The sequence below is a fragment of the Pseudomonas peli genome, assembly GCF_050563605.1.
GTDB classification, from domain to species: Bacteria; Pseudomonadota; Gammaproteobacteria; order Pseudomonadales; family Pseudomonadaceae; genus Aquipseudomonas; species Aquipseudomonas peli_A.
The window spans coordinates 1-251 of record NZ_JBNXUH010000429.1; the positions used below are offsets into that span (position 1 = coordinate 1).

1 protein-coding gene is annotated in these 251 nt (G+C 56.2%); it reads left to right on the forward strand.

The window, feature by feature from the left end:
* A partial coding sequence (locus ACQ4LH_RS22155) for a glutamate synthase central domain-containing protein (RefSeq protein WP_430699031.1) occupies positions 1 to 159 on the forward strand: 159 nt, incomplete at its 5' end.
* Positions 160 to 251 lie beyond the last annotated feature (92 nt).

Below are 251 nucleotides of genomic sequence, written 5' to 3' on the forward strand. Positions count from 1 at the left end.
CAGTACATGAAGATGTACCAGGTCACCTTCGAGGAGCGTGATCAGGTATTGCGTCCGCTGGGTGAACAAGGCCAGGAAGCAGTCGGCTCCATGGGCGATGACCTGTCTCTTATACACATCTCCGACCCACGAGACGAACTGAGCGATCTCAGTACATGAAGATGTGCCAGATCACCTTCGCGGAGCGTCATCACGTATTGCGTACGCTGGGTGTACTAGGCCAGGCAGCCTTCGTCTCCATGGGCGATGCC